The organism is Stenotrophomonas sp. 05L413 (assembly GCF_056397945.1).
Map to the genome: position 1 here is coordinate 616,814 of NZ_JBFTOL010000001.1, position 12,749 is coordinate 629,562.

18 protein-coding genes are annotated in these 12,749 nt (G+C 68.1%); 9 read left to right on the forward strand and 9 right to left on the reverse strand.

The genetic code is table 11. From position 1 onward, the window contains the following. Window positions 1–67: 67 nt before the first annotated feature. Genes AC1DIQ_RS02780 through AC1DIQ_RS02790 form a run of 3 tightly spaced genes read right to left on the reverse strand, consistent with a single transcriptional unit; the run spans window position 68 to window position 1,563 of the window. A complete protein-coding gene (locus AC1DIQ_RS02780) occupies window positions 68–715 on the reverse strand; it encodes a DUF998 domain-containing protein (RefSeq protein ID WP_478049407.1) in 648 nt (215 codons plus the stop codon). A 15-nt stretch (window positions 716–730) separates the two neighbouring features. Beyond that, window positions 731–910 (reverse strand): oxidoreductase-like domain-containing protein, encoded by a 180-nt coding sequence (locus tag AC1DIQ_RS02785; protein ID WP_121038654.1) that lies wholly within the window; start codon window positions 908–910, stop codon window positions 731–733. 47 nt (window positions 911–957) lie between these two features. After that, entirely contained in the window at window positions 958–1,563 is a 606-nt protein-coding gene (locus AC1DIQ_RS02790) for an HD domain-containing protein (protein WP_121038657.1), read from the reverse strand. A 230-nt stretch (window positions 1,564–1,793) separates the two neighbouring features. On the opposite strand from AC1DIQ_RS02790, the gene AC1DIQ_RS02795 reads away from it, so the two are divergent. Then, entirely contained in the window at window positions 1,794–2,930 is a 1,137-nt protein-coding gene (locus AC1DIQ_RS02795; RefSeq protein ID WP_152154458.1) for a tetratricopeptide repeat protein, read from the forward strand. 6 nt (window positions 2,931–2,936) lie between these two features. Here the strand turns inward: AC1DIQ_RS02795 and AC1DIQ_RS02800 are convergent, their stop codons facing one another. Then, entirely contained in the window at window positions 2,937–3,272 is a 336-nt protein-coding gene (locus tag AC1DIQ_RS02800; protein WP_019183411.1) for a zinc ribbon domain-containing protein YjdM, read from the reverse strand. Between the two features lie 118 nt (window positions 3,273–3,390). On the opposite strand from AC1DIQ_RS02800, the gene AC1DIQ_RS02805 reads away from it, so the two are divergent. The 3 genes from AC1DIQ_RS02805 to AC1DIQ_RS02815 all read left to right on the forward strand — a co-directional run bounded on the left by AC1DIQ_RS02805 (window position 3,391) and on the right by AC1DIQ_RS02815 (window position 5,554). Further along, the gene (locus AC1DIQ_RS02805) at window positions 3,391–4,746 is read left to right on the forward strand and encodes an Hsp70 family protein (protein WP_478049408.1); all 1,356 of its coding nucleotides are present in this window, start codon (window positions 3,391–3,393) and stop codon (window positions 4,744–4,746) included. A gap of 317 nt (window positions 4,747–5,063) precedes the next feature. Beyond that, a complete protein-coding gene (locus tag AC1DIQ_RS02810) occupies window positions 5,064–5,363 on the forward strand; it encodes a YkgJ family cysteine cluster protein (protein ID WP_478049508.1) in 300 nt (99 codons plus the stop codon). Between the two features lie 11 nt (window positions 5,364–5,374). Beyond that, window positions 5,375–5,554 carry a hypothetical protein gene (locus AC1DIQ_RS02815; protein WP_019183415.1) on the forward strand — a complete coding sequence of 60 codons (180 nt, stop codon included), beginning with the start codon at window positions 5,375–5,377 and terminating at the stop codon, window positions 5,552–5,554. A 45-nt stretch (window positions 5,555–5,599) separates the two neighbouring features. Here AC1DIQ_RS02815 and AC1DIQ_RS02820 read toward each other — a convergent pair whose 3' ends face one another. From AC1DIQ_RS02820 to AC1DIQ_RS02830, 3 genes are read right to left on the reverse strand one after another with little or no spacing between them, the layout of a single operon-like run. Beyond that, complete coding sequence (locus tag AC1DIQ_RS02820; RefSeq protein WP_121038667.1) at window positions 5,600–6,481, reverse strand: DUF4097 family beta strand repeat-containing protein; 882 nt, start codon at window positions 6,479–6,481, stop codon at window positions 5,600–5,602. A gap of 11 nt (window positions 6,482–6,492) precedes the next feature. Continuing rightward, window positions 6,493–7,041 carry a hypothetical protein gene (locus AC1DIQ_RS02825; RefSeq protein ID WP_152154460.1) on the reverse strand — a complete coding sequence of 183 codons (549 nt, stop codon included), beginning with the start codon at window positions 7,039–7,041 and terminating at the stop codon, window positions 6,493–6,495. After that, window positions 7,038–7,622 (reverse strand): RNA polymerase sigma factor, encoded by a 585-nt coding sequence (locus tag AC1DIQ_RS02830; RefSeq protein ID WP_121038673.1) that lies wholly within the window; start codon window positions 7,620–7,622, stop codon window positions 7,038–7,040. Before AC1DIQ_RS02830 ends, AC1DIQ_RS02825 begins: the two co-directional genes overlap by 4 nt. Window positions 7,623–7,933: 311 nt before the next feature. Between AC1DIQ_RS02830 and AC1DIQ_RS02835 the strand changes: the two genes are divergently transcribed. Both AC1DIQ_RS02835 and AC1DIQ_RS02840 read left to right on the forward strand, forming a co-directional pair. After that, window positions 7,934–8,125 carry a hypothetical protein gene (locus tag AC1DIQ_RS02835; RefSeq protein WP_121038676.1) on the forward strand — a complete coding sequence of 64 codons (192 nt, stop codon included), beginning with the start codon at window positions 7,934–7,936 and terminating at the stop codon, window positions 8,123–8,125. Between the two features lie 80 nt (window positions 8,126–8,205). Further along, on the forward strand, window positions 8,206–8,787 hold the full coding sequence (locus tag AC1DIQ_RS02840; RefSeq protein WP_121038679.1) for a mechanosensitive ion channel family protein: 582 nt from the start codon (window positions 8,206–8,208) through the stop codon (window positions 8,785–8,787). 45 nt (window positions 8,788–8,832) lie between these two features. Here the strand turns inward: AC1DIQ_RS02840 and AC1DIQ_RS02845 are convergent, their stop codons facing one another. Next, on the reverse strand, window positions 8,833–9,099 hold the full coding sequence (locus AC1DIQ_RS02845) for a DksA/TraR family C4-type zinc finger protein (protein ID WP_121038682.1): 267 nt from the start codon (window positions 9,097–9,099) through the stop codon (window positions 8,833–8,835). A gap of 109 nt (window positions 9,100–9,208) precedes the next feature. Then, window positions 9,209–9,760, reverse strand: coding sequence for a DUF2058 domain-containing protein (locus AC1DIQ_RS02850; RefSeq protein WP_282261495.1), 552 nt, complete (start codon window positions 9,758–9,760; stop codon window positions 9,209–9,211). Window positions 9,761–9,833: 73 nt separating this feature from the next. On the opposite strand from AC1DIQ_RS02850, the gene AC1DIQ_RS02855 reads away from it, so the two are divergent. From AC1DIQ_RS02855 to AC1DIQ_RS02865, 3 genes are all read left to right on the forward strand, one after another. Further along, complete coding sequence (locus tag AC1DIQ_RS02855) at window positions 9,834–10,331, forward strand: M48 family metallopeptidase (RefSeq protein ID WP_121038688.1); 498 nt, start codon at window positions 9,834–9,836, stop codon at window positions 10,329–10,331. A gap of 81 nt (window positions 10,332–10,412) precedes the next feature. Next, a complete protein-coding gene (locus AC1DIQ_RS02860) occupies window positions 10,413–11,123 on the forward strand; it encodes an rRNA pseudouridine synthase (protein WP_121038691.1) in 711 nt (236 codons plus the stop codon). A 48-nt stretch (window positions 11,124–11,171) separates the two neighbouring features. Next, window positions 11,172–12,749, forward strand: coding sequence for a phospholipase D family protein (locus AC1DIQ_RS02865; RefSeq protein ID WP_282261491.1), 1,578 nt, complete (start codon window positions 11,172–11,174; stop codon window positions 12,747–12,749).

Here is a 12,749-nt window from a genome sequence, read left to right on the forward strand (position 1 = left end):
CCATGACTAGTGTGCCAACGATACGCCCCTGCTCCGCCAAGGGCATGTACAGACCGTGGCCGGACGCTCAGCGCGCGTCGCGGCGCGCCTGCCGCCACAGCTGCCAGGCCACCGAGACCAGCCACACGAGCACCACGGCGATCACCAGCTTCTGCCCGGCGCCGCGCGGCGGGCCGCGCCACAGCACGTGCAGCCACAGCAGCACGAAGCACAGCCAGGCCCACCACCAGGCCGGCCCGGCCCAGCCGCGCCAGCGCGGATCGGCACGTAGATACCAGCTCTGCAGCAGCATCGCCACACTCACGCACAGGAACGCGGTATTGGCCGACAGCCCGTGCACCAGCGGTGCCAGCAGCGGCGCGCGCTCGGGCAGCCAGCTGTCGCCGATCGCCACGCCCATCAGGCCCAGCGCGGCTACCCAGAACAGCAGGGGGGCCGCTGCACTGCGTCGCGGCGAGCGATTGTTGGCATGCAGGGAGACGGCCAGCAGCATGATCGCCAGCGCCAGCAGGCAGTAAGCGGTGCGCAATGCCAGCCCCCACGGGCCATGCAGGTACAGGCTCAGGGTGGCCTGCACCCAGTCCAGGTCATCGCGTGCCCATTGCGTCCACAGCGCGGTAGCGATGAACAGCCCCAGGGCCATCAGCGTGGTCAGGGCGGCACGTCCGTGATGCTGCGCGGGCCAGCGGGAAGGGCATGGCAGGGGACGCGACATCTCCAGCTCCTGGGGTCAGTCGGTGGACTCGGGGTGACGCTCCTTCCAGGCGGCCAGCGCGGCGCGGTAGCGCTGCAGCTCATCGCTGTACAGATCCAGCACGCACAGCGGGCAGCCGCTGCCGCAGCACTCGTTGGGGCCGGGCTCTTCCGGCGGCTGCGGACGCGGATCGGGATCTGGAACGGACACGGACATGGCCACACACGTAGGGAAAACAGCGCGCACAGTGTAGCGGGCGTGGTTCAGCGCTCAACCCGCCGGCGCAGATTGTCGCGCGCGGCCGCATCCAGCCGCTGGTGGAAGAAGTCGCTCAGGAAGATCCGCGGTTGCGCCAGCACCTGCTTGAGAAAGCGCCGGCGGTTGAGCCGGAACAGGAAGCCCGGCACGTGCCCGGCGTACTCCTCGGCGATGCCGCGGTCGTACGCATCGAACACCGCCGCCGGCGCCCCCAGAATGGCCATGTCGCAATCCAGGAACAGCGCCGCCTCCGGGTCGACGTCGCCGGGCGCGAGCTTGCTGTGGCGGGCGGTCAGTTCGATCAGCTCGACCACCCGCGTCGCATCGATCCCGGCCTCCGGCAGCCACCGTGCGATGGCCTGGCGTGCCATGTCGGCCGAGCGCGCTTCGTTGTCGCCCCGGCCCGCGTCGTAGATGGCGTCGTGATAGAGCGCGGCCAGGTGCACCTCACGCGGCCGGACCCAGCCCGGACCGGCCTCGGCAACCGTGCGGCAGTGCTGCAGGACGGCCTGGACGTGCGACCAGTTGTGATACGCCCGCGGCGGCAGGGCGTAGGCGGTTTCCAGCGCGGCAAGCTGCCCGGCGGGCAGCGGAATCGGTTCGACGTGCATGCACGCATGATTGGCCGTCGCAGCGACGCTGGCAAGCCGGGCGGTGCTTTTTTGACCACCTTCACAGAACCGTTGCCGCGCAGTGGGTGCGTCCGGTTATCCACATGTTTGTCGACCGCTGATCCACATCCCCTGTGGATGGCGCGATCGGCCGATGAACGGCATGCCGGCGCCCGACGACCCGCCTAGACTGGCGTGGACGGACCCCAACGCCTCGCGAGGTGACGGCGATGACCGCATGCAGACTCTTCCTGATCGCGTGGATGGCCGTGGCCGCCACGCCGGTCTGGGCGGCCGACACGGCGCCGCCGGCCGCAGCTGAGCCAAGCGCCACCGCACTGCCCACGCCGGCGCAGATCCTTGAGGTGCCCGCCCCGCTGCTCGCCCTGCTGCACGAACGGGTCATCGATCCGGGCTACGCGCGCGAGCGCCGCCTGCAGCGGCTGGTCGAGATGATCTTCGACGAACACGGGCTGCACCTGGCCTACGACCCCGACGCGACCCATACGATCGGTGAAACGTGGCAGACGCGGCGCGCCAACTGCCTCTCGTTCACCCTGCTGTTCGTCACCCTGGCCAACCTCGCCGGCATCGATGCGCATGTCCAGGAAGTGGCGCAGGTGGTGAGCTGGTACCAGGCCTCCGGGGTGATCTACAGCGTGGGCCACGTCAACGCGGGCATCGTGCTGGACGGGCGCAGCGGCACGGTCGATCTGGACCACAGCGTGCTGTATGACCGCCTCGGCCCGCAGCGCATCAACCGGCAACGCACGCTGGCGCATTTCTACAACAACCGCGGGGCCGACCGCATGGCCGCCGGCGATACCGGGGGCGCGCGCGCCTACTTCCGCGCCGCGCTGGGCATGGCGCCGGACTTCGTGGCCGCCTGGAACAACCTGGGCGTTCTGGATGCGCGCATGGGCAGGCTGGACCAGGCCCGCAGGGACTATGGAACCGCCCTGCGCCTGCAACCGCGGCATGGCGCCAGCCTGAGCAATGCCAGCACGCTGTACCGGCGCACGGGCGACACCCGGCAGGCCGGCCTGCTGGCCAGCCGGCTGGCGCGCGTACAGCGCGACGATCCCTTCGCCCAGTACATGTTCGGCGCCCAGGCCGAGCAGCGCCGGGACTACGCCGCGGCGGTGCGTTTCTACCGCCGGGCCGTCCGCCTCTACGAGACCGCCCATCCCTTCCACTTCGCGCTGGCCCGGAGTTACTTCCTGGCCGGCGATGCGCGCCGGGCCTCGATCGAAATGCAGCGCGCACGGGATCTGGCCGGCGAAAACGGCGACGCCCTCAGATCCCGCTACCAGGCCAAGCTGGACAGCCTGCAGCGCTGGCGCCAGCGCGGCACCAACGCCAACTGAGCCGGCTCAGGCCTTCTTGAGGAAGCAGGTCTTCAGGACCAGGCCCTTGATCTTTTCCGAGTTGCCTTCGATGTGCTCGGCATCGTCCTCGACCAGGCGGATATTGCGGATCACGGTGCCCTGCTTGAGCGGGATCGAGGAGCCCTTCACCTTCAGGTCCTTGATCACGGTCACGGTGTCGCCGGCGGCCAGCACGTTGCCGTTGCTGTCGCGTACCACCAGGGCCTCGCCGCCACCGTCACCGGCCGCCCACTCGTGGCCGCAATCCGCGCAGATGAACAGCGCGCCATCGGCATAGGTGTTTTCCAGGGTGCACTGCGGGCAGGCGGGAATGGCGGACATCGACAGCTCTTCGGTTACGAAACGGCCGTTAGTGTAACCGCCCGTTACCGGCTGCCCTTGCGTCGGCGGTCCCGTTGCCGCAAAGTGCGCGCCCCCTGACCACCGGCCCGGCCCCCGCATGAAACTCGGCATCGACTTTGGCACCAGCAACTCCGCCGCCGCCGTGGTGATCGACGGCAAGGTCGTGCCGATCCAGTTCGGCCAGGCCGAACAGTTCCGCACCACGGTGTATTTCCCCGAGGTGATGCGCGACCCGAACGACTTCGAACTGACCCCGGCGCTGGAACACGATCTGGCCCGGCTGGTCGACGCGGCCGCGCGCGATGCCCGCGCCGCCGGCCAGGAGCGTACCCCCGATGCACTGCGCCGCGAGGCCCTGCGCGTGGTGCGCCGGCAGTGGATGGAAGAGCAGATGCGCGCCCCGCTCAGCTCCACCACCCTGCTGCAGAACGCGGTCTACGGCGATGACGCGCTGGAGGCCTACTTCGAAGAGAACGAAGGCAACCTGGTGCAGAGCCCCAAGTCGATGCTCGGCTACAACCTGCACCCCCGTGCGCGCCAGACCATCGCCGGCATCGCCACGCACATCCTCGAGCACATCCGCCTGACCGCCTCGCGCCAGCTGGACACGCCGATCCGCACCGCCACGCTGGGCCGCCCGGTCCAGTTCCGCAGCTCGATCGGCGAGGCCGGCAACGCGCAGGCGCTGGAGATCCTGCACGGTGCGGCGATCGCAGCCGGCTTCGACAGCATCGATTTCCTCGAAGAGCCGGCGGCCGCCGCGATGCATTACCACGCCGAGAGCCCGCAGGAGCATGACGCGGTGGTGGTGGATATCGGCGGTGGTACCACCGATGTCGCCCATGCGCGCGTGGGCGGCGGCCAGGCCCCGACCATCCACCGCGCCTGGGGTATCGCCCGTGGCGGTACCGATATCGATCTGGCGCTGAGTCTGGGCGGCTACATGCCGTTGTTCGGCCGCGGCATCACCCGCGTGCCGGCGCACCACTATGTGGAAGCGGCGATGGTGCAGGACATGACCCGCCAGCGTGATTTCCGCCAGCACACCTACCGTGATGTGGACGCGCCGTTCGGCCCGCGCCTGACCGCCCTGCAGGACACCGGCAATACCGCGCGCCTGTATCGTGAAGTCGAGCGCTGCAAGATCGCCCTCAGCAGCGTGGCCAGCCACGAGAGCGCGCTGGACTTCATCGAGCGCGGCCTGCAGATGCAGATCGATGCCTCGCGGCTGGAGACCGCCGCCGGCGGGTATCTGGGCGAGCTGACCGCCCTGCTGGAGCAGGTGCGCAGCGACATCGGCCACGACCCGGCGGCGGTGTTCCTGACCGGCGGCATGTCGCGCGCCGGCTACCTGCAGCAGGCCGTGGCCAACGCCTTCCCGAGCTCGACCCTGGTCCGCGGGAATCCGTCCTTCGGTGTGGTGCACGGGCTGGCATTGGCCGCCGCCAACTGATCCACCGGCAGCGCCAGGCCTTGCCCCGCAAGGCCTGAAGAGGCGTGAACGGCCTTATTAACAAAACGTTACGCCGAAAGCGCTATCATCTTTCGGCTTCAAAGCGCAATGCGCTTGACGCAACAAGCACCATCTTCCGGGCCTCCCAGGCCACCGTCCTCTTCGATGCTGCCACCGTCCGGACCTGTCCGCGGTGCCGGGATCGCTCATCGCTGTGATCCGGCTCGTTCACAGCCTGCTGCACCCCGAGCCGCCAAGAGACACTCAGATTGGGCGAACGCCTGGCTGCACTTCTTACATCGTCCGAGCCCGACCCCATCGATTGCCGTCGTTGCGACGCGGTGTGCTGTCGGCTCACCGTCACCGTCATGCCTGACGACAACGTGCCCGGTTACCTGCTGGACACCGATGCGCGTGGCGGCACGGTGATGGCACGCAACGAAGAAGGCTGGTGCGCTGCGATCGACCCGTATCACCTGCGCTGCACGATCTACTCGCAGCGACCCGCGATCTGCCGTCAGTTCGACATGGGCGGCGATGATTGCCGCCTCGTGCGGCAGGACTACCGTCGACAACAGCATGATCTGTCGACGTTTTCTTCCACGCTTCATCCATAGCAGGAGCATCCATGGCTCGTACGCCAAAGACCTCCCCCAAGGCAAGCAACACCGTTCGCGTCGACCGCAAGCAAGGGTCCAACTCCGCCGTCAGCAGCCAGAGCATCGCTGCGGATCTGGCTGCCTTCCGTAAAGGTGGCGGCAAGATCGAAGTGCTGGGCAATACCCTGGCGCTGAAGAAAGCCGGCTGACGTTGCTGCCGACCGCACCGGCATTGGCCGGTGCGGTGGCCGCACTCAGCGGCCCAGGCTGACCCGCACGCTCCCGGAATGGGAGTTGATCGAAATATCCCCATCGCCCGACCCCAGACGCGCATCCAGGCTGCTGCCCGGGCCATAACGCGGCTTTTCCACCTGCCCGGCGTCGGACTGGATGCCACCGCTGAACGTCTTGACGTTCAACTGCGCCGAGACAGTGGCCGGCAGCTTCAGCGCGACCGAACCGCTGACCGTCTGCATCGTCACCTTGCCGCCCGGCGCCATGCCGGTCGCGCTCACGTCCAGGCTGCCCGAGACGGTTTCCACCGCCAGCCGCTGGATCCGCCCGGCATTGACGTTGACCCGGCCGGAAACCGATTCGGCCGCCACTTCCCCTGACGCCCCACCGCCGGCCAGCAACTGGCCACTGACCGTGCGCGCATCCAGGCGTGCGGTCTGCAGCTGCGAGCGGATGCCACCACTGACCGTGTTCAACGTGGTCTCGCCACTGCGCCCGGCCGCGGTGATGCTGCCGCTGACACTGTTGGCCTGCAGGCGGCGCACGTCGATGTCGGCGACGTCGATGTCGGCGCTGATGGTGCCCAGCTGCACTTCCACCGAACGCGGCACGCGCAGCTCCAGGGTCGCCCCGCCGTTGCTGCGGCCACGCGGGTACTCCACTTCCCAGCGCACCCGGTTGCTGCTCTTGTCCTGCTTGAGGGTGAGCCCATCGGCCATCGAACCGGTCAGCGCCACGTCGCTGCGGTCCCAGCCGCGCACGGTCACTTTGCCGGCGATGTTGCTGATCTCCACGCGGCCGCCGGCCCCCAGTGGGTGGCGCTCATTGACGTTGGTGGCGGCCTGGGCAACCAGCGGCAGGCACAGGGCCAGGGCGGCGATCAGGGACAGAGGAATGCGCATGGGGTTCTCCTTCAAGTGGGCAGGCCGGCGGACAGCACCGCCTGCTGGGTGAGTTCCAGCCGCAGCGCGTAGGTACGCTGCAGTTGCCCGAGCAGATAGCGCGAGCGGGGATTTTCAGCGATGGCCGCACGGATGTTGTCCGCGCTGGCGTCGAGTTCATGCAGGGCCGGGCGCCACTCATCGGTGAGATCGGCACTGGGCAGAGCTGCAATGGCCTGCTGGTATTCACCGGCCATCGCATCGGCCTGGCGCTGCAGCAGCGATGGTGCCGGCGTGTGCGGGACCGGCGTCGGCACCACCATCAGCAGCGCCAGCGCGGCGGCCAGGCCGAGCCCGATGCGCAGCGGCCAGCGTTGCCGCCGGCGGCGTGTCGGCAGCGTTGCCACCGCAACCGCCGGGGCCGGGGCCGGGGCCTGGGCCTGGGCCTGGCCTGGCAGCTGCGCGGCAATGCCCTGCCACACCCGTGCCGGCGGGACGCGCTCGGTTGGCAGGGCGCGCAGGCGTGCACTCAGCTCGTCGTGAGCGGACAGTTCGTCGTGATCGGAATCATGGGGGGTCATGCGGTTTCTCCTAGGCGTGCACGCAGCAGGCCGCGCGCACGGTGCAGCTGTGCTTTGGAACTGCCGACGGCCATCTGCAGCTGGTCGGCGATTTCCTGGTGTTTCCACCCTTCGATGTCATGCAGGACCAGGACCGCGCGGGCCCGTGGCGGCAGTGTTTCCAACGCGCGCTCCAGGTCCATCGAGGTGCCGGCGCAGCGGTCCTGGGCGGGCAGCATGGCCAGCGACTCCCAGCCCTCCTCACCGGCATCGCGCGCATCGCCGGTGGCGTTGGCGCGCAGTTCCATCAGCGCTGCATTCACGCCCAGGCGGTGCAGCCAGGTGCCCAGGCTGCTTTCGAAACGGAAGCCCGGCAGGGCGCGCCATGCCTGCAGGAAGGCCTCCTGCAGGGCATCCTCGGCGCGAGCCGCGTGGCCGCCGCACAGCCGCCACAGCACGGCGTATACACGCGGCGAATGCCGTCGGTAGATGCGTTCGTACGCGGTCACGTCGCCGGCCGCCGCGGCACGCACGAGGGCGTGGTCATCGGCGGCGTCGGCCTGGGTCGTGGCGCTGGAGGCGGGCATGGTCGTGTCGAGCATATCCGTTGGATGCGGGGGGCATGGAAAAGGTTTAAGCCCGTTCTGACTTTCTTTTCAGGTGCCTCCGCTTGGGGCTGCTGCGAGCGTGAGGGCCCCGTAGCAACCGGCAGGCCCCTCGGCAAATGTCCCCCGGCCGCCGCCTTAAGGCGACGACCTCCTCCTTGATTTTGCCCAGGGGCCTACCGGCCGCTACGGGACTCGCGTGTGGCACGCGTGCGGCAAGGCGGATTATTTCTGCGGTCTTTAAACCTTCCTGGCCGGCGCTGCATCCAATCCCATGTCACTACCGGCCCCCGCCAAGGAGTATTCCCATGTCTTCCAGTTGCCTGGCCCTGCTGCTCTCGCTGGCCACCGGCTGCACGCTGCCGTGGAGCCCGCTGCAGATCCAGGTCACGTTGAGGTCTGAAGCACCCGATGTCTGTGTGCAGTACGCGCAGAACGCGCCGCTGTGTGCCTCGGCGATGATCGCTGTGTTCGATGTGTACGGCAGGAAGCCGGAGTAAGCCGGCACCACGATGCGGTGAGGCGCATCGGCATTACCATGGCGGGATCGGCACTAACGCTGCAAAGGAATTCCTCCCCCATGAAAGACCATCTGCCCGCCTGGACCCACGAATGGCTGCACTACGGGGTCCCTGCCCTGCAGATTCTGGTGACCCTGCTGGTGGCCTGGCTGCTGCGGCTGGTTGCCCGGCGGCTCATCCGCCGCGTCGGTGAGCACTACACACTCCCGCCGGAAATGATCATGGGCGCACGTCGGGTGTTCACCTTCGTGGTGTATTTCACCGTGCTGCTGATCGTGCTCAACATCGTGGGCGTCTCGGCAACGGTACTTTGGACCGCTTTCACCGGGTTCGCCGCGGTCGGCGCGGTGGCGTTCTTCGCGGCGTGGAGCGTGCTGTCCAACATCTTCTGCACGCTGCTGATCTTCACCACGCGGCCGTTCCGCCTGCACGATTACATCGAGCTGCTGGAGAACGGTGAGAAGCCTGGACTCAAGGGCCGCGTGATCGACATCAACCTGATCTACACCACATTGCAGGAAACCGGCAGCGGGCATGAAGGCACGGTGCTGCAGATGCCCAACAACATGTTCTTCCAACGCACCGTGCGCCGTTGGCGCGATCCTTCGCAGGCGCCGGGCGGGATTCAAGGGGACGGCTGAGTCCCGCCGCCGTCGGCCAGGCAATGCCCGCTGCGGGATCGATACCTAGCGCAGCTGGCTGTCCTTGCTGCCGCGGCGGTTGTAGCCGCTGCCCTCCTGCTGGGCGGCGTCCTCTTCTTCCTGGCAGCGCACGCACAGGCGTACGCCGGGTACGGCCTTCCGCCGCGCCTCGGGAATGGGCGCGTCGCAGTGCTCGCAGTGGGTCAAACCGGGGCCGTCGCGCAGCTGCGCGCGTGCCCGCTGGATGGCTTCATCGACGGTGGCGTCGATCTGATCCTGGACGGCACCGTCGCCAGCCCAACCTGTCGCCATGATGTGTCTCCCATGCCGGTGTCAGGCCACCAGCATAGACCCCGTCCACCGCGCCCAGCCAACGTAGGGCTGAACGCCCGCGGCGCCGGGTGAACGCTTCAGACGTGGCTTACCAGACCAGGTCGTCCGGCACCTGGAACTGGGCGTAGTACGCATCGTCCTCGGCGTTGCCGGTGCTCGGTTCGCTGCCGGGCTGGGCGTTGTCGAGCACGATCACACTGGCATCGCGCTCGCGGACCTTCTCGGCCGCAGCCCGCGGCAGCAGTTCGAAACCGTCGCCATGGCGCACGATCACCAGGCTGCCCGAGGCCAGCTGGCGGCGCAGCACGTTGTTGACCAGCAGGGTGCGGATCACGGTGCCGTCGTTGAAGCGGTACTCGCTCTCGCCTTCACGCTTGACCTTGTGCGCCTCGACGATCTGGCGGACCTGGGCCTGCAGCTCCTGGGCGTGGGCCTTGGCCTTGCGCTCGGCTTCCAGCGCACGATCGCGCTCGGCCTTTTCCGCGCGCAGGCGCTCGGCCTCGCGCTGGCTTTCGCTGGGCGCGGCCGGAGCCTTGCCGTGACGGGCTTTCACCTGTTCACGGGCGGCCTGGGAGACCTGGGATTTCTTGACCAGCCCAGCCTTGAGCAGCTGCTCCTGCAGGGGATTTGCCTTCGCCATACGCCTAGCATCTGTTGTTGCGGGATTCCGGGGGCCATCATACTGGTCTGCCCGCCCCGCCCCAACCGCCCGCATGACCGCCCTGAAGTACCTCGCCGGCTATCCCGACGCCCTGCAGCAGCAGGTGCGCGAGCTGATCGCGGGCGATCGGCTGGGGCCGTGGCTGGAGCGCCGCTATGCCGAACTGCATACCGTCCGCAACGACCGCCAGCTGTACGACTACACCCAGGGCCTGAAAGAGCGCTACCTGCGCCAGTCCGCGCCGCTGTCCAAGGTGATCTACGACAGCAGGCTGCAGGTCCTCAAGCACGCGCTGGGCACCCACACCACGGTCTCGCGTGTGCAGGGCAGCCGGCTCAAGGCCAGCCGCGAGATCCGCATCGCCACGGTGTTCCGCGAGGCGCCGGCACCGTTCCTGAAGATGATCGTGGTGCACGAGCTGGCCCACCTGAAGGAATCGGACCACAACAAGGCCTTCTACCAGCTGTGTACCCACATGGAAGCGGACTACCACCAGCTGGAGTTCGATCTGCGTCTGTACCTGACCCACCTGGAACGCACGCCGGCCTGAGCCGCAGCGACCCTCATCGCGCAGCGCCGGGCCCCAGCCAGTACACTCCCCGCCCGCTTCCCGTTTTATGTTGCCTGCCCCATGACCGACCCGATCCGACTCGACAAACGCCTGACCAGCCTGATCGGCTGCTCCCGTGGCGACGCCCAGCGCTACATCGAGGGCGGCTGGGTGACCGTCAACGGCCAGGTGGTCGAACAGCCGCAGACGATGGTCACCGACGAGGACATCGTGCTGCGCGAGAACGCCGAGGCGACCCGCACCGAGACCGTGAGCATGCTGCTGCACAAGCCGGCCGGCATGCGCTCGGACGAACTGTGCGCCCTGGTGACCCCGGAAAGCCGCAGTGAACTCGATGCCACCGGTGTGACCCTGCTGCAGCGGCATTTCCACGCCCTGCAACTGGTGATGCCGCTGTCCGATGACGAGAGCGGCCTGGTGGTGGTCAGCCAGGACGGGCGCGTGATCTCGCACCTGAAGGATCGCGGCGCAACGCTGGAGCAGGAATACCTGGTGGAAGTCAGTGGCGAGCTGGCGCCCTACGGCATGAAGCGCCTCGCGCACGGCCTGAGCTTCCGCAGCTGGCCGTTGCCACCGTGCAAGGTGAGCTGGCAGAACGAAACCCGCCTGCGCTTTGCGATCAAGCCGGTGCATCCGGGCCAGCTGCGCGACATGTGCGCCCAGGTCGGGCTGGAGGTCATCAGCATCCGCCGCCTGCGCATCGGCCGCGTCGCGATGGGCAAGCTGGTCCCGGGCCAGTGGCGTTACCTGGCGCCGGACGAGCGTTTCTAAACCGCGCCAGCACTCGCCCTGCACGCCCCGGCCGCTTACGATCGGGGCATGACCGAAAAAAAACCGTTCTGGCGCCGGCTGCTGCGCTGGCTGGGGATCGTTGTCGCCCTGCTGATCCTGCTGGTCCTCAGCGGCCTGCTGCTGGCCGATCACCTCACCCCGCAGGCCGTGGGCGAGCGTTCGACGGTGCTGCCCACGCAGGCCGACCAGACCCCGATCGATCGCGAGCTGGTCCGCCTGCAGGCCGAGCACCCCGGCCAGACCGGTGTGGCCTTCCTGTCCGACGGGCTGGACGCATACGCCGCACGCGCGGTGATCACCCAGCACGCCGGGCGCAGCCTGGACCTGCAGTACTACATCTGGCACGACGACCTCATCGGCCATCTCATGGCCAACGAGTTGTACCGCGCCGCCGAGCGCGGCGTGCGGGTACGCATCCTGCTCGATGACATGAACGCGCAGGACAAGGACGCGCTGATGATGGCGCTCGATGCGCACCCCAACATCGAGATCCGCCTGTACAACCCGTTCCGCAACCGCAGCGGGCTCTGGCGCCTGGTCGAGATGGTGCAACGCGTTTTCAGCGTCAACCACCGGATGCACAACAAGTCATGGATCGCCGATGGGCGCGTGGCGATCGTCGGTGGCCGCAACATCGGCGAGGAATACTTCAGCGCACGCCCGGATGTGAACTTCCGCGACCTGGACCTGCTGGTGGCCGGCGAAGCGGTGCAGCAGGCCAACACGATCTTCGACGAGTACTGGAACAGCGATACCGCCGTGCCGATCCGTGCGCTGGCGTTCTACACCGAACCGCAGCTGCGCCTGCTGATCCGCGAAAGCGAGCACGAAGCGCGCCTGGACAGTGCCAAGCCCTACCTGGAACGCGTGGCGCGTTCGCAGGCGGAGAAATCGTATTACCGCGATGCGCTGGATCTGCACTGGTCAAACCACGTGGCGATCGCCTCGGACCCGCCGATGAAGCACCGCCGCGACGATCAGGCCGGCTGGCTGGTGACGCGCCTGGTGCAGGAGCTGCAGAGCACGCAGCACAAAGCCTTGCTGATCTCGCCCTACTTCGTGCCCGGCGAGGAGGGCACCGAGGGGCTGGGCGCGATGGTGGCGCGTGGCGCGCAGGTCGGGGTGATCACCAACTCCCTGGCCGCCAATGACGTGGCCGCCGTGCACAGCGGTTACATGCACTACCGGGCACCGTTGCTGCGCAGTGGCGTGCAGCTGTACGAGCTCAAATCGCGCGGCAACGTCGATGGCGGCGGCCTGTTCGGCAGCAGTGGCGCCAGCCTGCATACCAAGGCCTTCATGATCGACGACCAGCGCGGCTTCGTCGGCTCGTTCAATCTGGACCCTCGCTCGGCGTATCTGAACACCGAGATGGGCGTGCTGTTCAACGATCCGGTCCTGGCCGCGCAGCTGCGCGGGGAATACCTGCGCCTGGCCAGCCCACGCCAGAGCTACTGGGTGGCCCTGGGACCGGACGGCGACGTGCGTTGGCTGGAGCGGGATGCGCAGCCGCCGCACTGGCTGTCTACCGAACCGGACACCGGGTTCTGGCTGCGGGCCAGCGCACGCGCGATCAGCTGGCTGCCGCTGGAGTCGCAGCTCTAG